Here is a 19,982-nt window from a genome sequence, read left to right as displayed (position 1 = left end):
GATTCTCGGCGTAACCGCCAAATCGCAAGACGCTTTGGAGCCCTGGTCAAGCAAATGCGAAATGATGGATCTGCGGAGTAAGGGATGGCACGCCAAACTCTGGTCGTTCGAACCGTGGCGGAATTGCGCCTGGCCGTGAAGCGTTTTCGCGAAGCGGCTGAGACGGTCGCCCTGGTGCCGACCATGGGCGCCCTGCATGACGGCCATATCACCCTGGTGCGGCAGGCTCGCCAGCGGGCCAGCCGGGTGGTGACCACGATCTTCGTCAATCCCGCCCAGTTCGCACCGAGCGAGGATCTCGCCAAATATCCTCGCACGGAGGCGGCGGATCTCGCCCGGCTCAGGGATGTCGGCTGCGACCTCCTGTTCGCCCCCGATGTCAGCCAGGTCTATCCACAGGGCTTCGCCACCACTGTCTCGGTCGCCGGGCCGGCACAGGCCGGCCTGGAAGACCGCTTCCGCCCCGGCCATTTTGCCGGCGTGGCGACGGTCGTGGCCAAGCTGTTCTGTCAAAGCGGCGCCGACATCGCCATGTTCGGCGAAAAGGACTATCAACAGCTTTGCGTCGTCACCCAGATGGCTGCCGATCTCGATCTGCCGACCACGGTGGTCGGCGTGCCGACCGTGCGCGAAGCCGACGGATTGGCGATGTCGTCGCGCAACCGCTATCTCGCGCCGGAACAGCGCGCCAAGGCTCCCCTCCTGCATCGCACCCTCAGGCAGGTTGCCGACGCTCTCATCAAGGGCGCCGATCTCGAGACAGCCTTGGTATCCGGGCGCAGCGCCATCACGGCCGGCGGCTTCGAACTCGACTATCTGGAGGCGCGGCAGGCAGTGAGTCTTGCCCCGGTCACCGGACTCGCTCAAGGACCCGTGCGATTGCTGGTGGCAGCCCGGCTGGGAGCGACCCGCCTCATCGACAATATCGGCGTCGAAGCCACCCGACATTAACCAAATCTGCCCCGCCAAAGGTGACAAAACCGTGGCAATCGTGCCACGCATCCCCTCGTTGCCGACCGTCGGTGGAAAACGGGAAATCATGGTTAATCGAGCGTTAACATGAATATTTTCAATAGGTTATGACATCCCGTCCTTCGCGTTGATCTTGTTTTTTCTGCGGCAAGAGCGTTGTGCGGCCCCAGGCCTTGTGCGAAGTTGACGTCGGGAACGGGTAATTGGCCCTGCTCTCTGGGTAAACATCCGGTGGCGGGCAAAACAGGTCTGAAGATTGTGATGCGCTTCGGGATCAGGATCAGGTCGAATTTGAGCCGGATGGCGCCCAAAGCCGCCTTCGCAGCCATAGCGCTCGCAACGGCAGCGCTGCCGCAGTCGCAGGCTGCCGCCGCCGGCCATAGTGCCATGCCGATCTATGCTCCCGTGGGCGATGTCACCACGCCGCCGTCTGGTTATCTGCAGTTCTGCAAGGACAATCCGGGCGATTGCAAGTCGGGCTCGCAGGAAGCACGCGACATCGTGCTCTCGCGCCAGGCCTGGAAGGATCTGATCGCCTTGAACGACCAGGTCAACAAGTCGGTAAAGCCGGTTACCGATCTCGACAACTACGGCAAGGTTGAATGGTGGGCCTACCCCACCAATGGCAAGGGCGACTGCGAGGACTACGTCCTGCTCAAGCGCAAATTGCTGATCGATGCCGGCTGGCCACGCTCGGCCCTGCTGATCACCGTGGTGCGTGACAAGAAGAACGAAGGCCATGCCGTGCTGATGGTGAAGACCGACCGCGGCGAATTCGTTCTCGACAACCAGGAAACCAAGATCCTGTCCTGGCGCGCCACTGGCTATCGCTACGTCAAGCGCCAGTCGCAGTCCGACCAGAATGCCTGGGTCTCGCTCGGCGACACGCAGACCACGTCGATCGTGTCGGCAAAGGGCAATTGACGAATTCGGAATGTCGATCTGGAGATCGACACTCCAGCTAGCATCCCAAAACCGCAATTGCTTTGACGCCTTAATCGACCCTCTTCAGTCCCTTGGCGAAGCGCTTGGCGTTGGCGACATAATGCGCCGATGACTGCTTGAGCCTGGCGACGGTTTCCTTGTCGAGGGGACGGAGCACCCGCGCCGGCGAGCCGACGATCAGCGAATGATCCGGAAACTCCTTGCCCTCGGTGATCAGCGCGTTGGCGCCCACCAGGCAGCCCTCTCCGATACGCGCACCGTTCAGGATGGTGGCCCCCATGCCGATCAGGCTGCCGGCCCCGATGGTACAGCCATGCAGGATGGCGGAATGGCCGACCGTGCAATCCTCGCCGATGGTGAGGGGAAAGCCGGGATCGGAATGCAGCACGGCACCGTCCTGGACATTGGAGCGTGCACCGATGGTCATCGGCTCATTGTCGCCGCGCAAGACTGCGCCGAACCAGATATTGGCATCCTCTCCCAAAATGACCCGGCCGACGACCTGCGCGTCGGGAGCGAGCCAATAGCGACCGTCCGCCGGCACGGCTGGTGCAATATCGTCGAGCGCATAGAGGGGCATGGCAGGGCTCCAACTCAGATTTAGGAACGAGTGCACGCCTGTGGCCAAGCGAACGCCAAGGGATCGCGGGCACCCTCGCCTGCCCTTGGACACGCGGCCGCTGCGGCGTGGGAAGATGCAGGCGAGGACGCCTGCAATCCCCAAAATGCCAAATCCACCGGCCGATCAGTCCTCGAGATCGATATCGAGGATCGCCATGTGGAAATCGTAGGAAGTCTCGCCGTCTTCCTTGTCCTCGGAGACCAGGCCGACCGACTCCTCGCCGATATAGACTTCCGCGCTGTCGGTCTTGCGGGCGCGAGGCACGACGCGAATGGTGGCATTGCCGAAGGTGCGTCGAAGATAGGCTTCGACACGCTGCATATCTTTCTTGTCCACTAGACTTCCTCGGTTGGATGCGCCAGGCGGCATTGCCGCCCGCCATCAGGGGGCTTTGCCATGCCAACACGCGCTTCGCAAGAGAATGCGGGCCGAGGGCCTGTGTATGCCGGGGAAAGCAGCGTTTCATCCATTATGGTAAAGGGTCGAATGCAGAGCCGTGAGTGCTCTGGCGGCCATTCCGGATGGTCGGGCCAATCAAGGGTTCCGTGGCTACCTTTGCAGCACTTCGATCAAGTGCGATAGTCGCCCTATGAATAGAAAGATCACCGCCTCATGCCTCTGTGGATCAGTCGGCATTTCATGTGGAATGCCGGCCGGCCCAGCCGCCTATTGTCATTGCGAGGATTGCAGGAAGTGCACGGGGAGCGCCTTCAACGTCAGCGTGCCCTTCCAGGCCGAAACGTTTCGGGTGACGTCAGGCGAGATCGGATCGTTCGCCAAAACTGCAGATAGCGGCAACGGATTGACGCGGCATTTCTGCCGGAACTGCGGCTCTCCACTCTACACATCGTCCCTTAGGCATCCCGACGTGGTGTATGTGAAGGCTGGCATTCTGGATGATCCATCGAACGTTCAGCCTGCCTACCAAAGCTGGTGCCAGTCGAAGGTAGGCTGGGCAACCATACCGCCCGACCTTCGGAGCTATGAAAAGGATAGGCGATGAAAGCACGGCCGTCGTAGGTGCAACACCTTTTCCACATAGCCCCTGGCAACCTCGCAATTGCACACGTCAGCCCCTGCGGGCCATCGTGTCGCGCTATGATTGTATCGACCTTCGTGGCGTGCAGAAGATGGCCATCGCTTGAGGGCATATAGCTCCAAGCCCAGCAGGAGGAGCCGGCGAGTTGAATGCGCGTCACTTAGCTGTTCATTGGCCGATGGATGTCATCGACTTCCTGTCGCGCAACATTCCCTTTTCCCTCGAAGGAACGCGGGGCTGGGAAGATATGTCCATGACGGCCTATCAGATCGGTTGCGAAGCGCTGGTGGCGCTTGGTCAGGCCGATGAAGCCGGTTATGGCGCTGTTCCGCGCAAAAATCCTCGGTTACCTGACATTTTGCCCCGTTGGGACGACGTATGTGTTGCAGTCCTCAAACTGGCTAAGCAGCAGAATTTGCTCATATATCGCCTTCCGGATGGAAGCATACCCGCTCCTCCAAATCGGGGCGGATTGATCGATTATAGCGTAGCTGACGCACCACCTCTTCCTGCGCCGAACATCCGCTCGGCCTGGGGGCTTGGTCCTGCTCATGCCGCGTCGGATGTGCAGTCGGTCCTGCAGTCATTGGGCTTGATCACAGATGGCAGTTGGACCAAGGAAGCCGAAACCATTCTTTGGCGCCACCTGCCCCGGGAATGGGAGATCGATGTTCCGTCCGACGCTCGTTTTGCCGACGCCGTTGTCCGGGCCATCGATACGGTGCCGGAGGACATTCGAGCCGAAATGGATCGGATCGTAGCAATCACCGAAGGAGACGTGATGGCATCGGTGGCTCACAGTGCGGCATTTTACGAAGAACAGCGCATCATATTTGGGAAGAATGCCCAAAGAAGCTCTCCTGCCACGGCCGACCAGGAACGAAAAAGCTTAGAATTCGCACGTCGAGGCAATCTCGATTGGCTCTTTTTTTGCCGCTGGCGTCTCAGCGACGGCTGGCTCACGCACGCGGACGCAAGAAAGGCCCTAAAAATATTTCACGATCCGCTCGCGATTGCCATGAGAGGTGCTGTCATTGGGCGGCTTTATCCGGACCTACGCTTCTTGACGGCAATTCCGTAGCCCGCGGGAGAGCGCCAGCAACAGATTGTGAGTGGACTCCGTTCCTTACACAGTTCCTGAATTTTGCAGGCGAGTTTCGCTACCAAAACCTAGAGCGCGACGTCGTACCGGACGATGGCGTCCGGTACAGGATGGCATGTTCGCTGCCCGAAGTCGCCGGAATAGCTGCCAAGCGGGGAAAAACGATGGATGAAATATCGACGACGGCCGAAGTGGACAGCCTGTGTGAACCTGGAATCTGGCTTCGCCGCACGCCGTCGGCGAATACTTCGAACCGACTCGGCGGGTTGCCTGACTTACCCTCCGATTTGGAATGGCCCAGAAATGGTGAAGGCTTGCCGCTTCATTTTCTGGCTCAACTAAACTTGTCGGAGCTCCCCTCGACCCCGTTGAAACCAGGAGGCCCGACGCTCCCCTCCACCGGCATGTTGTACTTCTTTGCCTTCTTGGATGAGGAACTGATCTGGTCGGATGACCCACGGTCAACGCGCGTTCTCTATAGCGCCACGCCCGCATTCGCCCCCTGCGCACTGCCAGCCGATATTCCTGATATCGGGACAATATATCCGCCCGATGGAACGACCCATTTCCCGGCCGCTCCGCTATCGGCTTTCGTGATCGACACCTTTCGCGGGCAAAGTGCCTTCTCGTCGGCACGCGAGGCCTTTACCGAGGTGGAGGAGCGAGTGATCGCATCTGTGGAACGGGCCACCGGAGCGCCGATCCCTATCGTGGATGAAGACGCCATCTATCAGCCTGTTGCGATCGAAGATTGGCGCAACGGGAAGAAAGAACTCTCAATGCGGCAGCATGTCGTGCTTGGTGCTCCATGCGATATTCAAGGCACGGCGGGACAGGCAACCGAAGACGGGTTGATCTGCCTGCTGCAAATAGACACGGACTGGGGCCTGCATAGGGATTTCCAGTTCTGCGACATGGGGATGGCCCAATTCTGGATTTCTCCCCAGGACCTGCGGGACGGCCGTTTTGACCGAGCCTGGGCGACAACCGAAGGAGGTTGAGGCCCGTCCTCGGCTAATTCCCGGCTTTGCACAAGGCCTTCTAAATCGGCGAAATCACTAACCAACCTGGTTGAGGGGCCGCTACGCTAAGCGGATGCAAAACCGTCGTTTCAATCGCAATTGAAGCAACAGACTTATTTCAGCCATAACGCCGTGGCTCTCGTTGCGATCAGACTGCAAGTGCTCTCGCCCCAGACGTTCAACTGGCAAGATGCAGTTCCCTGGAGCAAAACGCGTTCAGTTGTGAACGCTTATTTTCTCTAACCCTTTGGTTCGACGCGTTTTTGCGATTCGAGGTGATTCCGTCTGATCGCAAAAACGCTCCAGCGAGGGAAGATCGATGAGCTTAGCAAACGAAGCCGACAACTCATCTGATGGCAGTCACGCCAGGAACACCTCGAAAGGTGGCGGCATCGGCGGCCTGATCAAGATCATCCTACAGGCCCTGATCATAGCGCTTGCCGTCAGAACCGTACTGATTCAGCCTTTCAACATTCCCTCTGGTTCGATGATCCCCACCATATATGTGGGCGAATATGTCCTGGTGTCGAAATTCAGCTATGGCTGGTCACGCTATTCGGTGCCATTCATTTCCAGCTTTCTTCCGTCCGGCCGACTTTGGGCGGATGATGGGCCGAAACAGGGCGACGTTGCCGTGTTCAAGCTACCTTCCGATAATGCGACCGACTTCATCAAGCGCGTGATCGGCTGGCCCGGCGACAAGATCCAGATGCGCAAGGGGCGTCTTTTCATCAATGGTGCAATGGTGCCGCGTGAACGTATTGCCGATTTCCCATGGAAGGATGACTTCGGACGAACTAAGGGCGTACCGCAATATATCGAGACACTGCCAAATGGAGTGAAGCACACCGTCATCGAAATTGAAGGTGACAATGGGCAGTTGGATAATACTGCTGAATTCGTGGTTCCGCCCGGTCACTATTTCATGATGGGCGACGACCGTGACAATTCTGACGATTCTCGCGCGGATGTCGGCTATGTGCCAATCGACAATTTTGTTGGCCGAGCGCAAATCATCTTCTTCTCCATAGGCGACGATCCGAACGATACCCGCGGTTCGGCTTGGAAATTTTGGGAGTGGCCAACGGCGATCCGAGGCAACCGCCTTTTCAATATTGTTCGTTAACCCTTTTATCGAATTCGCGATATTATAAGCCCATTGAAATTACCACATTTTCAATGGCACTAAATTCAACGTTTGTATCCGGCTTTCATGACGGAAACCTGGAGCCCGACGTCGTGCCAGTAGATGTCGTCCGGCAGCGAGCCGTGCAGGATCGAGTCCATGCTGCACCCGATATACTCCACCGCCGCCGCGAGAGCGTCGAGCATCCCTTTGGCTCGGTCAAACAGTGGATGAACCCGGGCGCCTTCCTGATGCGATGGCTGGACAATGTGCGCGCCGCGTTCTCCCTGACCAGGCTTGCCTACAATATCAGCCGGGCCATCACACTCGTCGGCGTTCCCGGCCTGATCGCCGCCGTCAGAGGCTGAGGTCGAGCTCGCGCTCGGATACTCTCACTGCGCCCTGCAGAGGGCATATCATGCCCATCGGATCAATTCCGAACGCTGCCAGTTGCCAAATCTCGGCAAAGCCTCGAAATTCGACGTGCCACTCGAACTCATCGTCCTCTCAACAGTTTTTCACAAGGTCTGCCGGACGTTTGCGAAAAGAACTAGGAGGTCCAATGGCCAAAAAGACCTTCAAAACTAAAATCGTAAGAGACGGCTCCGCCTGTTTTATCCCTCTGGATTTCGACCCGAAGCCAGTTTTTGGCAAGGTCCGCGCACCGGTCAAAGTCACGCTGAACGGCTATACATATCGCAGTACCATCGCGTCTATGGGAGGGCAAATCTGTATTCCGCTGCGCAAGAGCAACCGGGAGGCGGCGGGCCTCGAAGGTGGTGAAACGTTGGACGTGGAGCTTGAACTCGACGTGGGTGAGCGGACCATCGAGATTCCACCTGCTCTTGAAAAGGCGCTTAGACCTTCCGGCCGAAAGGCTTGGGATGCGTTGAGCTACACACGCCGGAGAGAATATGCGGAAGCCGTGACCGGCGCAAAAAAAGCGGACACCCGAGCGCGGCGCGTCGAGCAGATCAGCCACGAGCTAAATTCGTCGCCGACCTCATGATTTTTCCGACAGCTTACGCACTCAATGAAATTATTGAGTTTTCATTGTCGCAAAAGACCATCGTAAAATTCGACTTTTGCATCCGGCTTTCGTGACGGAAACCTAGAGCCCGACGTCGTGCCAGAAGATGTCGTCCGGCAGCGGGCCGTGCAGGATCTGATCCATGCTGCGCGATGGCTCGGCGCAGCCCGCCTCCCCGACCACACGAGCGGGCACGCCAGCCACCGTGGTGTTGCGCGGCACCGCCTTGAGCACGACGGAGCCCGCCGCCACACGGGCGCATTGGCCGATCTCGATATTGCCGAGGATCTTGGCGCCGGCCCCGATCATCACGCCGCGGGCGATCTTGGGATGACGGTCGCCGGTTTCCTTGCCGGTGCCGCCCAGTGTCACGTCCTGCAGGATGGAGACGTCGTCGCCGATCACCGCCGTCTCGCCGACCACTAGGCCGGTGGCATGGTCGAGGAAGACGCCGCGCCCGATCGGCACGTTCGGGTTGATGTCGCACTGGAACACGGCCGAGGAACGGCTCTGCAGATAGAGCGCGAAATCCCTGCGCCCCGCCTTCCAGAGCCAATGCGCCAGGCGATGAGTCTGCAGGGCATGGAAGCCCTTGAAGTAGAGGATCGGTTCGATATAGCGATTGGCCGCCGGGTCGCGATCGATCACCGCCGCGATGTCGGCGCGGATAGCCGAGGCGATGCTCGGGTCGGCCTCGAGCGCCTTGCCGAAGGCCTGCGCGATCAGGGTCGCCGGCATGTCCGAATGATCCAGGCGCGAAGCGATGCGCTGCACCACGGCGCTTTCCAGCGAATTGAGCTGCAGGATATTGGCGAAGATGAAGCTGGAAAGCTGCGGCTCGGCATGGGTGACGGCTTCGGCTTCCGCCCTGATCCGGCTCCATACCGGGTCGACGACCTCAAGCCCATGGGAAACCAGGCGCTTCGACTGATTCATCTGCCTATCCGCTGAATGGAAGGTACCTCTTTCCTTTTTAGCGCAGCGATGCCGCCAGTGCCAATGTTCATTTAGACGCCCTGCTCTGCGAGGAATGCCAAAACGCCCTGCTTGTAGACCTTGTCGCCGACGGCCGGGTTGTGATCGCGATTGGGAATGTCGAGCACGGCTGCGTTCGGCATCATCGCCGCCAGTTCCTGTGCGGAGCCCGCAATCGGATCACGCGTGCCGACGGCGATCAGGGTCGGCTGCAGGATCCTTGCGACCTCGGCCGGATTGAGCTGGACCCGGGATCCGCGGATGCAGGCCGCCAGGGCCCGTCGGTCCGCGCCGCTCTTGTCGGCAAAGGCGCGGAACATCCGCCCGATCGGATCCGGCACGTCGTCGAGCGAGGGCGCTTCCATGGCCGCCGCGATGGTGGGTGGCAGGGCTTCGCCGTGCACCAGCCGCACGCCCAGGCCGCCGAATACAACCGCATCCACGCGCTGGGGTTGCTCGAGCGCCAGGAAGGCCGTGATGCGGGCGCCCATGGAATAGCCCATCACGGTCGCCGAACCGATACGCAGATGGTCGAGCAGCGCGACGGCATCCCCGGCCATCACGGCGGGGTGGTAGGCGGCGGGATCATAGAGCTTGGAGGACTCGCCGTGGCCGCGATTGTCGAAGGCGACGACTCGCCGGCCCTGCCCGGTGAGCAGGTCGACCCAGCCGGTGCCGACCCAGTTCACCTGATGATTCGAGCCGAAGCCGTGAATGAGGAGGATGGGCTCGCCCTCCCCCTCGTCGATATAGGCGATTTCGACGCCATCATGATCAAAACGCTGCATCGGCGCGGTTTTCCTTTGCTCTCGATCTCTTTAGCCCCTATCGCATCCCGTGCGGCGCCGCTATGGTCCGCCGAGAGAAAATTACCGACCCCAAGTCCACATCCAGGTCGACATCGGGCACTCCAAATCGCGGACTGAAGATCAATGGCAGGCCATTCCATTCCCCATTTCCACAATGACCTCGGCTTGAAGGTCATTCGCGTCGGCTCGAAGGAATTCATGTGCCAGGGCGCGAGCGCTCCCTTCGATCACCCTCACATCTTCATCGACCTCGGGTCGGACGACGAGGCGGTGTGCTCCTACTGCTCCACGCTCTACAAATATGATCCCAAGCTGGCGGAAGGTACCTCGGACCCGGCATCCTGCACGGTGACCGCGAACGCCGCCTGAACCCGGCATGGATATCGCGATCGCCGGCGCCGGCATCGGCGGGCTGACGGCTGCCCTGGCCCTGACCCGGCGCGGCTTTGCGGTTGAAATCTATGAGCGCGCCGATAAGCTGGAGGCGGCTGGGGCCGGCATCCAACTCACACCCAATGCACTCAACGTCCTGTTCGGCCTCGGTCTCGGCCCGGCGCTCGAGGCGCATATGGCGGTGATAGAGGCGGTGCGCATCCGCAAAGGCGCGACCGGCGGCCTGATCCAGCAAATTCCGCTCGACCAATGCCGCCAACGCTGGGGTGCCCCCTATGGCGTCATCCATCGCGCCGACCTGCAGGCCGTGCTGGTGGAGGCGGTGCGCCAGCACGCCATTCCGCTGAAGCTGGGACAAGAGATCCATGCGGCCCGACAGGACGGGCGGCGGGCGATCCTGTCCTTCACCGGTGGCCACACCGATGTTTCCGCTCGTATACTGATTGGCTCCGACGGGCTGTGGTCGAAGCTGCGGCCCCTGCTCGGCCTCGAGCCGCCCCGTTTCGCTGGACGGCGAGCCTGGCGGGCGGTGATCCCGAGTGAGGACGCCCCCAGCTTGTTTCAAGGCCTGGTGACCGGGCTCTGGCTCGGCGACAACGCGCATTTCGTGCATTACCCCGTGCGTTCGGGGCAGGCGCTCAATCTCGTGGCGGTGACGCACGACGAAGACGCCGGGCCCGGCTGGTCGACGCCGCAACCCGTGCAGGCGCTGCTGCCCCATTATGCCGGCTGGGATGGGCGCTTGCGCGCCTTGCTCGCCATGGTGCCGCAATGGCGGACCTGGCCGCTGTTCGAAGGCCGCGCCGACAGCCGGATCGCCACTGGCAATATCGCCCTGATCGGTGATGCCGCCCACCCCATGCTGCCCTTCATCGCCCAAGGCGGCGCGGCGGCCATCGAGGATGCGGCCGAACTGGCCGCCCGGCTGGACGGCGCCGTCGACGGGGATGTTCCCGCCCGCCTGCAGGACTGGTCGAGACTGCGTCTGCCTCGTGTCACCCGGATCCAGATCGAGGCGCGCAGCAATGGCGAGCGCTACCACTGGCGCTGGCCCCTCGCCGCCGCGCGCGACCTCGGGCTGTCGGCCCTCGGCGGCCGGCGCCTGCTGGAGCGCTATGACTGGCTCTATGGCTGGAAGCCGACAGAATAGGCTTGAGCCGACATGATTCCGGCCCTAAGCAAGGCCGGCGCTGCGGACGTGGCGAAATGGTAGACGCAGCAGACTTAAAATCTGCTTCGGGAAACCGGGTGCGGGTTCGAGTCCCGCCGTCCGCACCAGCATCTGGCTTTTAGCCATTCAGGCCAATAAGTTACGTGTTGTCAGACAGTTAGGATTGCGCCACTGTACAACAAAAGTGGCACACAATGCGTTATCGGATGGTCATGTCCATGCAGCGGAAAGGCACCCGCAGTCGCTATTTCGTTCAGCGAATTCCCAAGGATGCGCAGCCCCAGGCCCTCGGTATGAAGCTCAGCGTTCCCGTTGGGGGTGCTGCTCAATCGATCACCATCACGCCCGCCATGATCAAGGGGTCCCTCCGCATATCGCTCCGCACGGATGACCCCGTGACCGCCAAGATACGGCATGCCGAAATCGTGGCGTATCTGGAAGCCATCTGGCGCAGCCTCCGGGAGGACGCCCCGGTTTCCCTCACTGCCAAGCAAGCCCATGCCCTGGCTGGGTTCCTCTATCTCGCCTGGGCAAACGAAGAGGAAGACGAGCGGACCGTCTCGAGCACCATCGGGTTTGACGGGACGTGGACCCCCGAGCCTCCCCCGCTCCCCCACGAGATGGCCGCCGCCTGGGAGAACCTCCGCGAGAAACCAGACGCCCTGCCCGCCGATGACACGGAGGCACTGGAAGCTGTTCTAGGCCCCATCGTGGACCGCCTCTTGCTTGCTCACGGTATCCGCAGGGTTGTCACATGCCTCCCCCCCTGCCGTTGATATTGTCCCCCGCCTCCGCATGATGGCGACAGAGGTTGCAGCCCTTCCTTCGGGCGGTGCTGACGGATGGCCCATTGATGAGGTGGTCGCGCTATTGATCGAGGCAGCGGAAGATATCGAGACCCTCCGTCTCCTGGTGGGCATCCGAAAGGAAATCGAGCTGGAAGACGCTGAGCCGGAAGGCCGCGCCTAGCATCATCGATAGCCGCTATCCGCCCCATAGACCGCCGCAAGCAACGTCGCTACCTTCGTGAGGCTGGCTTTGAGGGCATCACTATGCGGCTATTTGGTTTTGTGGCTCTCGCGGTGGGGCTGTTGTGTAGTCCGCACGCTAGAGCGGATGAGCCGGGTGTCCCCTGGTATCTCGAAGTGGATACGTACAAAGGCGGCGTCTTCTCGATTTGGCAAGAGGGCAAGAAGCAGTGTCACGCCTCCCTCAAGAAAATGCTTCAGCGCCCCCTGACACGACGGGAACAGAAAGAGCAGGATAACGACCGGGGCATCCGAAATAAGTTCGCGGATGCACATGGATGTATCGCCTACGATTCCCGTCCCGGTCCTGCCGGCGTCGATACCTCGGGGCCATACAGGGTTTGCCATATGCCCCCGTGTTGCCTGTGGGCACCTCAGGTCTACAAGGAGTACAAGGGGTACTCGGTTAGGAAAGTGGAATGTGCTCAGGTCATAATGGATTGATGGGCCGCAAAGCGGACAAACAGGAGCTTTTCACCATATGCCCACGTATTTTCCCATATCGGCGGTCCCAACCATCCAGGCGAGCGCAAGTGATTTGCTTCAATTATCCTGGCGACTTGGCAAGAGAGGAAACGGAGATGGTATTGTTGCAGATTTCATTATACCGAAGGATGAAAAATCCGCGCTGAGAGCAACCTTTGACAACACGATTATGTTGCGAGTTCTGGACGAAATGTACCTCAGCACAGAAGAGGACGAGGAAAAAGAAGGTTTGATACCAGATCATTTTGCTTATCGGGTCGAGAATGCAAAATTCTGGCGGGATCAATCTGCGGTCCTAAAGGTGGGACCCGAACTAGCAACCCACTACCGCCTCGTCACTGGCTGGACCTGCCTTGACGTACTCGCCTTCGATCAACCTCGTTTCTCCGTGATTCCGCGCCCAGAAGGATACAGCAGTGGATGGCGTGACGATTAGACCGGCCAGCCCGACCTACGCCTCAATGGCCCTGTAGACGCTCCCCCTGCCTATCCCCAAGGCCTTCGCAATCTCTGTGGGGGTCTTGCCCTCACCGTGCATCTTGCGGACCTCATCGGCCTTGGCCCTCGCAGTGGGCTTCCTGCCCTTGTAGACCCCCTCAGCCTTAGCCTTGGCGATCCCTTCCCGCTGCCGTTCAAGCATCATCTCCCGTTCGAACTGTGCGAACCCCGCGAAGATATTCAGGATGAGCCGCCCGGTGGCACTCTTGGTGTCCACCGTCTCGCCGCCCAGATTGAGGACCCGCAGCGCGGCCCCCTTCTCGTCAAGCTCCTTCACGATTTCCCAGAGCCCCACCGTAGAGCGGGCCAAGCGGTCCACCTTCGTGACCACCAGCGTGTCGCCTTTGCGCGTGAATGTCAGCGCCTCTCGAAGCTGCGCCCTCACGTCCACAGAGGATATCTGCTCCGAATAGACCTCCTCGCATCCTGCCTCTTTGAGGTCCCGAAGCTGAGCCTGAAGGCCAGCCTCTTGTTCCGTGGTCGATGTCCTGGCGTATCCGATAAGCATGCCCGTCAAGCCCCCTTGGTGTCCAATAGGATCAAGGGATGATGAGTCGTAACGTCCAGAATGTCAAGAGGGAGTCTATTGGACGCACCTGCGGCCCAAAGCGGACACGTCCACATGGGCAGGGGCTATTGGACACGCCATCTCCCAGCGGTGTCCGTTGACAAGCCAAGCGCAAGTGAAAGGATGCAACGCTATATCGATGTTGATCGCTGGAAGGTATGTGATGGCGAGCTACGAATTAGAACTAGCTCCGCCCCCGGAACCGGGCCGTGACCGGGAGTTGTGGTTGATGCACGCGGCTGGGCTCATTCTATTCGAGGATGTAGGAAAGTACGCCCGAGGCGAGATTGCCCCCGGCCTCGATCCGGTTGCACGCGAAGCCGCCGAAAAGGCAATCAATGACGCACTCTATGGGCTGATGATGGTCATAGACGGCGTTTCTGGCCGTTTGAGGAATGATGAACATCAAGTGACGCTGGGCTTCAGCGCAAAACTAGAGCCAGTTCCCCATGCTGCGCCAAGCGAATCCACAGTCCTGGATCTATTCAACTCCGATGGTATGTGCATGGGCTTCCACCAATGGCGCGAGGGCGATTTCGGTCCGGATGCGGTGATACGAACTAGCGGCGACAAGCTGTAGAGGCTGAGTAACGAAACGAGGCAGCCGAAACAATTCGCCGCAACACAGAAAGTCCCCCACCCGCCACGGGGGGAAAACCCGCCGCCGCTCCTACGTATGGGGTCTCACATGAGTGACCCAAATTCACGGCCTCGGGGAGTTCCCTCTAGGTCCGGTACAGATATTCCCCTGCCCGTGCCTTAAGTTCCCTCTCCGCCTGCTCCGCGTCTTTCCTTGTGAGACACGCTAGGGTCCGATATTCGAGGTCCGCTAGGTGCTCTAAGCAGTGGTCCCGCTTGCCCTTGTTGTTCCTCCTCCCGGTGCCGAGAGGTTCGGGCAGTAAGGAACTCAGCCGAGCCGCTACGTGCCCACCCATCCCGAAGAGCACCTTCTGTCCATTGCTGATGTGCCTTACCTCGTAGCAGCCGGGACCATAGGGGGCCATGAGGATGCCCCGGTGCCTGGGGTCCGGGAAGGGGCGCCATTCAGACCACTCGTTGTCCGTCTCGGTCATTTCATCCGCACTTCCCAGGGCTCATCAAAGGCGAGATCGAAGCGGGCAGCACTCGGTATAGGCCGCAATGAATACGAGAAGGGACCGTGTGGCCCGCCGTTGAATTCGAACATTGCACGACACCTCACCACGCCCTCCTTCGAGGTCCCGAGCGTCTCAATGCCGCTGATGTGTATGGCATCCATGTTCAACCTACCGCCCGCGTCCGGCGACTGCCTTGTGACCAGACTTCGAGCTGTCAGGGTTTCATCCTGACCATCACATTTAGGAGGCGAACGGGGCGCGAAGAGGTATGCCAGGAAAATCACGAAGACCAGGAGGCCAATGGCCAAACTGCCGGCCACACGGCGCGGAACCTTACGCATGCCCCAGGCTCCCAATTCGTTCCATCTCAGCGGCTCCCCACTGCATCCGGCCCGCACCAATAGAGCCGCTTCTCCTCGTGTGCCGCCGCGCCAGTCTTATAGGGAACCGCCAAGTCCTCTCGGACTAGCTGCATGCCGGCATTAAGCCCGCTCGGACTGCCGATCCTGAGGGACGCCGGGGTGTGCCCATAGATATCCTTGCGGGGCTTGGGGTCCCGCTCAATGAAGATCGTCTTGCCCCGGAGGAGTTGGACCAGCCGAGCCTTGGCTTTGAGACCCCACTTCAGCCCCTCCTCGCAATCCGGGTGGAAGACTTCGGGAGCGTCAATGTCCTTGAGCCTGATGCGTTCCGAGCAGCCGGGCCGTGGGGGGCACAAGGGAGAGCCACTGTGTCGCCGTCAAGGACGATGATGCGGGAGCCGTCTATGGGCTGATAGGTGGCTGCCTCCGCGTGAGTAGCCCCCAACATGGCAACGAGCACCATTAAGCCGGATGCCACGTGATCACTTCGCGTTCGCACGATGCTTACTTATCAGATAGCTCGTAAAGGCTGAGCAGGCGGTCAGCATGAAGAGAGCTTCGTCCTCACCTACGTTGGCACTACCTTTTTCCAAGAGAGCATGGCGTACTCCCTCCTCATCGCTTGCATAGCCATAAAGGGAGAGGAAAGCTGATTTGAGCGCTCTGTGCATTGTCCACTTGTGCTCGAACTCGTTCAGCGCGTCCGATAGCTTGTCAGACCCAGTGAAGCCCCGCGCAACCGACTCTACAGCATGAATGCTCTCTCGGATTGAACCAGCACTGTCCCCTTTGCTTAAGGCGCTAGCCGATTTTCTGAGATGCGTATTGGCCCCTTGAAATTCCTTCTGACCGGTATCCACAAGGGCCTTACTCACTGCCGCAACTTCCTCATCAGAAGCAACGGGCATTATGGTATCGCCATTAACAACTCTGTAGGCTGCCCGATACTTTGCGAGTGCCAGTGCAAAGGCTTCCCGCCAACTCTGCGGGCACAGTCGGTCGCGAATAATAAATTCTACTAACTCCAATACAGATTCATAAGGAGCGCTTTGAAATAGATTCCTTAATTTGTCTTTCCAAACATACAATGTAATATCAAACTCTGCAAAGCTTACGAATAATTCAACATGCACCCTACGAAGTATATCCTCCATGGGCCGTATTATCATTCCCTCAAAGGAACTTAGTTCCAGCATACTATCCACTTGAGACCACAGATATGCTCTCAGCGGATGAGTGAGGACGCCTCTCTCCATCTGCGAAGGCAATGGGTCTATCCATTCCGCCTGCCGAAATGTTAGTTCCCGCCTTCTCTTGTACTCAGCATCCATTGGACTACAGCTCCCACAAACATCGACAATTCAAGCGTTTGAAGGCGAGGAGCACAATGGGGTGTCCTTACTTCGCGGTGGACATTTCTTTAGATTGAGCTGTACAACGCTACTGGCATACATTCAGAATTGACTACGAGAAATTCCCCTTTAGAATCAACGACATTCAACTCCCTAGGCGCAGTCCCGCCGTCCGCACCAGAGATACAAATTCCGTTAGGAATTCCATTAAGTTAAGCAATATCATAATATTAGCTCGATTACCGCTCCGTTATAAAGGTGCGTACGGCACTCTTTAACCTGGTTTATTTTGTCGCCTATTTCGTTCGACGCCTCGTTCCGCGACCTACTCGCAGCGGTAGGTTACATTGATTGGACCTTTGGCCCGTTTGTAGATCAACTGAGTCTGAGAGACGCTAGTGATAGTCACCGGGATGGCCCCGCTGGAACTCTGGACGATGCAGCGGGGAACCATGTTCCAGTATGGCTGAGCGAAGTTGATCGTACAGTCGACCGGCCCATGTGATGGACCTGCATCATTAACCACGCCAGCGCTATTGGAGGAACCGGGCGACAACGACGAACCTGTACCGCACAGAGAAGCGCTCGTCGTGGTCAACCCACGCTTGAAAATCTCCATGTTGTAGTAGGTATAAGTTCGCTCCGTGCTTGAGATAGAGAATCCGCCAGCGGGGTCAGTCTCCGTATAATAGGCATTCGCCGGTGGTATGAACCGGGCGTTGGGGGAGCGCCATCTAGTCCCATACTCCGTGACTGTGTTGGGCCTCATCCAGAATTGGAAATCCAGGTCTGGGTGATGATAGTTACTAAAGTAGAAGAAGCCTTTGGTCACAGCGAGGTGCGGAAGACCGATCTGGTTATTGGCAAAGACGACGTCGCTGGTGCGGGAGTTTAGCCGGAAGACACTTTCTACCGTGGCTCCTGCCGCATCCGAGGTATAGATGTTGTTGTTTTCTACGCGAATCGAGGTGGTGTCGATGTCGGCTTGACCAGACACACCCACATCGCCGCCGAACTCGAAGAGGGACTTGTTGTCTACCCAAGTGCTCGTGAGCGGCTTACTGTAGATCAGCCAAAGGCCGTCACGGACGACGACGTGAGTTCCCCCGCGCATTTGGATAAACTGGCCGATAGCCTCACCCGAGATCCCCTCAAACTTGAAGAACAAGCCACCATAGCGGCGGTCATCGGAGGTCACCGTGATGCAATCCTGGCTATGCCCACAGCCGGAGTTGCGGATGGTGAAGTCTTCAAGGCCGATAGTTCCTGCCGGCTTTCCTGCCACAAGTGACTTCAGATAATATGCCTGCCGAAATGCTTGGTTCCCGCTGTCGTAAATCTTATTCTCGAAGGACGCTGTTCCCTCATAATAAAAGCCGATACCGGTATTCTTCCGTTCACCGTCCGGATTGTAGCACTGGACGCGGGTCAACATGGTGCCTTGAGGATCGGTAAACTTCAGGCAGTTGTTGAAGCCATCGATCCTCACATTGTCCAAACGGGTCCAGTTCGCTTTCCTGTCATAGAGCGCCCAGGAGGTGCTCGTCGCGGATTGATAGCCCGAGTCGAGGGTGAGGTCGATATTGCGGAGCTCGAGGCGAGATCTCTGCGGCGCGCCAGCACAGTGTTCAATACCGTTGCCACTATGTCTTATCAGTATCTTGGTCACGCTATTATAAGATAACAGACCCTCCCCCTGGATAATTACAGCCTTATCGCAAAGGACCAGCGGCCTTGTGAACACGATCGTTCCGGGACCCAGTCTCAGAATGACATCGCCCATGGATGACTGAATGGCCGAAGCAATGGCCGCTTCATCGATGTTGTCCGTGAGGGCCTGGGCTCCAGGCAAGATGGCTCGCCACTGCGAGAGGGTCAAGCCGGCTGTACCGCGACCATTGAGGCTCGTCACCCCAGAAAGCGGGCGGCTGATGCCATCTCCCACATATCCATAGCCTGCGAGGTCCTTCTCCGTAACTTCTCGCGCTTTGAGCACTCCTGGTGGGCCGCGCCATGCTCCCGTGACATCAAAGCATCCCTGACGCGCGCCTTTACCGGCTGCCGTCACATTGTTGGAGTTCAGAAAATCGAGGCACTGCGCCGAACCGACGCGGTCTACTTGAAGGGGTGAGACATCCCCAGGTTGAGTCTGCGCGATCGCCGGCCCTGCACATAGGATAACGAGCAGAACCGCTATAAAGCGGATCATGATGATCAGTCCTTAGTTTTCTTGATCATGTTGCAGGCAGCATACCGGGTCACCCCATGAGCAGCTAGTTTTCGCAACCTCGGAAGTGCGCATCCTGTATGAAAGTACGCAAGCGGCACGAAAGAGAACATCGCGACGCTCCCACGTGTGAAGCTGCAACGACGTACAGTCCACGTACCGGCATCAATTGCACCTGGGTCTCCGCTCCTCTGGGGGATCGCTATCCGAACGAGCGCTGGCACTCGGCCACGAGCCAGTCCATCAGTTGCTGGGCATTCGGTTCGCGTTCGCCCGGCCAGATCAGGCCGTAATGCGTGCCGTCGGCCCAGAAGCCGGCCGGCGCGCGCAGGCGGCTTCGCTTGATGTCGTCGGTAGCCAGCACCAGCGGGCTGAGGGCGACGCCCAGGCCCGCCGAGGCCGCTTCCATCATCAGGAAATGGTGGTCGTAGAAGCGGATTTCCTGCGGGCGCGGCCGGTGGGGGTGGCGCGCCAGCCATGTCGACCAGGCGTCGGGGCGCGTCCTCGAGCCAAGGCCGATATAGGCGCCCTCCTCGAAATCGGCGAGGAGATCAGGCACCATTACCGGTCCGACCTTTTCGGCGAACAGGCGCTTGACCTGCCAGGTTTCTGGCATGGCAAAGTCGAGGCGGCGGATGGCGAGATCGATCCGCTCGCGCGCGAAATCGATCGGGCCGCCGCCAACCGAAAGATGCAGGGCGATCGCCGGATGGGCTGCCTGGAAGCCGCCCAGACGCGGGATCAGCCAGCGCATCGCCACCGAAGGTTCGCAGGACAGCACCAGGGCATCGTCCTGCGTCGCCACGGCGCGCAGGCCCTGAACGGTGGTGCGCAATTCGCCAAAGAAGCGGTTTACCGTCAGGAACAGCGTCTCGCCGGCCGTCGTCAGCTTGAGGCCACGCCCGCTCTTCTCGAACAGCCGGAGACCCAGATCCTCCGAGAGCTTGGCGATGCGCCGGCTGACCGCACCATGCGTCAATGCCAGGGTGTCGGCGGCAAGGCGTACCGAACCCAGCCGCGCCGTGGCCTCGAAGGCGCGCAAATCGTCCAGCGAGGGAATGTCGGAGCGGTCCATTGGTGATCTGGTATCACCGATTTTGGATAGAAACTATCGCTTTTTTTGGGCTCCATTTCCTCGATAATCAGGCCATGCAAACC

23 protein-coding genes and 1 tRNA gene are annotated in these 19,982 nt (G+C 59.2%); 14 read left to right on the top strand and 10 right to left on the bottom strand.

The annotated features are described in order from the left end of the window. The first annotated feature begins 84 nt into the window (after nt 1-84). Nucleotides 85-951 (top strand): pantoate--beta-alanine ligase, encoded by an 867-nt coding sequence (gene panC / locus ACZYTC_RS06895; protein WP_434956793.1) that lies wholly within the window; start codon nt 85-87, stop codon nt 949-951. A 321-nt stretch (nt 952-1,272) separates the two neighbouring features. Then, the gene (locus ACZYTC_RS06890) at nt 1,273-1,896 is read left to right on the top strand and encodes a transglutaminase-like cysteine peptidase (RefSeq protein WP_434956794.1); all 624 of its coding nucleotides are present in this window, start codon (nt 1,273-1,275) and stop codon (nt 1,894-1,896) included. Between the two features lie 70 nt (nt 1,897-1,966). Here the strand turns inward: ACZYTC_RS06890 and ACZYTC_RS06885 are convergent, their stop codons facing one another. Further along, nucleotides 1,967-2,497: a gamma carbonic anhydrase family protein gene (locus tag ACZYTC_RS06885; protein WP_441773916.1), complete on the bottom strand. Its 531-nt coding sequence runs from the start codon at nt 2,495-2,497 to the stop codon at nt 1,967-1,969. Between the two features lie 165 nt (nt 2,498-2,662). Continuing rightward, nucleotides 2,663-2,875, bottom strand: coding sequence for a DUF3126 family protein (locus tag ACZYTC_RS06880; RefSeq protein WP_434956796.1), 213 nt, complete (start codon nt 2,873-2,875; stop codon nt 2,663-2,665). Nucleotides 2,876-3,128: 253 nt separating this feature from the next. Here ACZYTC_RS06880 and ACZYTC_RS06875 point away from each other — a divergent pair, with 253 nt between their 5' ends. The 6 genes from ACZYTC_RS06875 to ACZYTC_RS06850 all read left to right on the top strand — a co-directional run bounded on the left by ACZYTC_RS06875 (nt 3,129) and on the right by ACZYTC_RS06850 (nt 7,837). After that, entirely contained in the window at nt 3,129-3,542 is a 414-nt protein-coding gene (locus ACZYTC_RS06875) for a GFA family protein (protein ID WP_488989177.1), read from the top strand. A gap of 181 nt (nt 3,543-3,723) precedes the next feature. Beyond that, nucleotides 3,724-4,659, top strand: a complete 936-nt coding sequence (locus ACZYTC_RS06870; protein WP_488989176.1) for a hypothetical protein — start codon at nt 3,724-3,726, stop codon at nt 4,657-4,659. Between the two features lie 185 nt (nt 4,660-4,844). Next, a complete protein-coding gene (locus tag ACZYTC_RS06865) occupies nt 4,845-5,681 on the top strand; it encodes a DUF1963 domain-containing protein (protein ID WP_441773913.1) in 837 nt (278 codons plus the stop codon). Between the two features lie 340 nt (nt 5,682-6,021). Then, complete coding sequence (lepB, locus tag ACZYTC_RS06860) at nt 6,022-6,828, top strand: signal peptidase I (RefSeq protein ID WP_441773912.1); 807 nt, start codon at nt 6,022-6,024, stop codon at nt 6,826-6,828. A 113-nt stretch (nt 6,829-6,941) separates the two neighbouring features. Beyond that, nucleotides 6,942-7,196: a hypothetical protein gene (locus tag ACZYTC_RS06855; protein WP_441773911.1), complete on the top strand. Its 255-nt coding sequence runs from the start codon at nt 6,942-6,944 to the stop codon at nt 7,194-7,196. Nucleotides 7,197-7,390: 194 nt separating this feature from the next. After that, nucleotides 7,391-7,837, top strand: coding sequence for a YdeI/OmpD-associated family protein (locus tag ACZYTC_RS06850; RefSeq protein WP_488989175.1), 447 nt, complete (start codon nt 7,391-7,393; stop codon nt 7,835-7,837). A 102-nt stretch (nt 7,838-7,939) separates the two neighbouring features. Here ACZYTC_RS06850 and cysE read toward each other — a convergent pair whose 3' ends face one another. Together cysE and ACZYTC_RS06840 are read right to left on the bottom strand one after the other, a co-directional pair. After that, the gene (gene cysE, locus ACZYTC_RS06845) at nt 7,940-8,794 is read right to left on the bottom strand and encodes a serine O-acetyltransferase (RefSeq protein WP_434956799.1); all 855 of its coding nucleotides are present in this window, start codon (nt 8,792-8,794) and stop codon (nt 7,940-7,942) included. 71 nt (nt 8,795-8,865) lie between these two features. Beyond that, a complete protein-coding gene (locus ACZYTC_RS06840; RefSeq protein WP_434956800.1) occupies nt 8,866-9,621 on the bottom strand; it encodes an alpha/beta fold hydrolase in 756 nt (251 codons plus the stop codon). A 144-nt stretch (nt 9,622-9,765) separates the two neighbouring features. Between ACZYTC_RS06840 and ACZYTC_RS06835 the strand changes: the two genes are divergently transcribed. The 5 genes from ACZYTC_RS06835 (at nt 9,766) to ACZYTC_RS06815 (ending at nt 13,156) form a co-directional block, all read left to right on the top strand. Further along, on the top strand, nt 9,766-10,011 hold the full coding sequence (locus ACZYTC_RS06835; RefSeq protein ID WP_434956801.1) for a zinc-finger domain-containing protein: 246 nt from the start codon (nt 9,766-9,768) through the stop codon (nt 10,009-10,011). A gap of 7 nt (nt 10,012-10,018) precedes the next feature. Further along, nucleotides 10,019-11,185 carry an FAD-dependent monooxygenase gene (locus tag ACZYTC_RS06830; RefSeq protein WP_488989174.1) on the top strand — a complete coding sequence of 389 codons (1,167 nt, stop codon included), beginning with the start codon at nt 10,019-10,021 and terminating at the stop codon, nt 11,183-11,185. Between the two features lie 42 nt (nt 11,186-11,227). Next, a tRNA-Leu gene (locus ACZYTC_RS06825) sits at nt 11,228-11,313 on the top strand. A 186-nt stretch (nt 11,314-11,499) separates the two neighbouring features. After that, nucleotides 11,500-11,982, top strand: a complete 483-nt coding sequence (locus tag ACZYTC_RS06820; protein WP_488989173.1) for a hypothetical protein — start codon at nt 11,500-11,502, stop codon at nt 11,980-11,982. 733 nt (nt 11,983-12,715) lie between these two features. Continuing rightward, on the top strand, nt 12,716-13,156 hold the full coding sequence (locus ACZYTC_RS06815) for a hypothetical protein (protein ID WP_488989172.1): 441 nt from the start codon (nt 12,716-12,718) through the stop codon (nt 13,154-13,156). A 15-nt stretch (nt 13,157-13,171) separates the two neighbouring features. Here the strand turns inward: ACZYTC_RS06815 and ACZYTC_RS06810 are convergent, their stop codons facing one another. After that, on the bottom strand, nt 13,172-13,726 hold the full coding sequence (locus tag ACZYTC_RS06810) for a recombinase family protein (RefSeq protein ID WP_488989171.1): 555 nt from the start codon (nt 13,724-13,726) through the stop codon (nt 13,172-13,174). 223 nt (nt 13,727-13,949) lie between these two features. Here ACZYTC_RS06810 and ACZYTC_RS06805 point away from each other — a divergent pair, with 223 nt between their 5' ends. Further along, nucleotides 13,950-14,366 (top strand): hypothetical protein, encoded by a 417-nt coding sequence (locus tag ACZYTC_RS06805; RefSeq protein ID WP_488989170.1) that lies wholly within the window; start codon nt 13,950-13,952, stop codon nt 14,364-14,366. Nucleotides 14,367-14,855: 489 nt separating this feature from the next. Here the strand turns inward: ACZYTC_RS06805 and ACZYTC_RS06800 are convergent, their stop codons facing one another. The 5 genes from ACZYTC_RS06800 to ACZYTC_RS06780 form a co-directional block, all read right to left on the bottom strand. After that, entirely contained in the window at nt 14,856-15,224 is a 369-nt protein-coding gene (locus ACZYTC_RS06800) for a hypothetical protein (protein ID WP_488989169.1), read from the bottom strand. Nucleotides 15,225-15,250: 26 nt separating this feature from the next. Next, complete coding sequence (locus ACZYTC_RS06795; RefSeq protein WP_488989168.1) at nt 15,251-15,601, bottom strand: thermonuclease family protein; 351 nt, start codon at nt 15,599-15,601, stop codon at nt 15,251-15,253. A 126-nt stretch (nt 15,602-15,727) separates the two neighbouring features. Further along, on the bottom strand, nt 15,728-16,399 hold the full coding sequence (locus ACZYTC_RS06790; RefSeq protein WP_488989167.1) for a hypothetical protein: 672 nt from the start codon (nt 16,397-16,399) through the stop codon (nt 15,728-15,730). Between the two features lie 523 nt (nt 16,400-16,922). Next, nucleotides 16,923-18,806: a hypothetical protein gene (locus ACZYTC_RS06785; RefSeq protein WP_488989166.1), complete on the bottom strand. Its 1,884-nt coding sequence runs from the start codon at nt 18,804-18,806 to the stop codon at nt 16,923-16,925. 220 nt (nt 18,807-19,026) lie between these two features. Next, complete coding sequence (locus ACZYTC_RS06780; RefSeq protein ID WP_488989165.1) at nt 19,027-19,899, bottom strand: LysR family transcriptional regulator; 873 nt, start codon at nt 19,897-19,899, stop codon at nt 19,027-19,029. Nucleotides 19,900-19,982: the final 83 nt, after the last annotated feature.

The sequence above is a fragment of the Labrys sp. F242 genome (genome assembly GCF_057813875.1).
The sequence above is the reverse complement of the archived record's forward strand: the minus strand, read 5'-3'. Positions and strand labels throughout refer to the sequence as shown.